The sequence below is a fragment of the Achromobacter sp. SIMBA_011 genome, from assembly GCF_046535435.1.
GTDB lineage: Bacteria > Pseudomonadota > Gammaproteobacteria > Burkholderiales > Burkholderiaceae_B > Achromobacter > Achromobacter dolens.
In genome coordinates, this window is the sequence record NZ_JAWRWN010000440.1 from 1 (window position 1) to 273 (window position 273).

The 273-nt window shown below is 76.9% G+C and carries 1 protein-coding gene; it reads left to right on the forward strand.

Translation table 11 applies throughout. The annotated features are described in order from the left end of the window. A partial coding sequence (locus tag SB816_RS31630) for a DUF3761 domain-containing protein (protein ID WP_410548200.1) occupies positions 1 to 103 on the forward strand: 103 nt, incomplete at its 5' end. Positions 104 to 273: the final 170 nt, after the last annotated feature.

A 273-nucleotide genomic window follows, 5' to 3' on the forward strand; every position in this document is an offset into this window, starting at 1 on the left:
GCCCGACGGCGCGAGCGCACGTTGCCGCGACGGCACGTACAGCTTCAGCCGCCATCGGCGCGGCACGTGTTCGGGGCACGGCGGCGTCGCCGCATGGTTGTGAAGGCGGGTCGGCCGAATGGCCGGCGCCGCGCCAGCGGCAGGCGGCGGCGAAGTACAATACGCGCTCGCGCCGCCGCCACGCGGCGCCACGGCCGCGCCGCGCGCCGCGCGCTCCGTACCGACTCATCCGACGCCACGCTCGCCCATGCGCCGCGCGGCAGTCTCAACCCT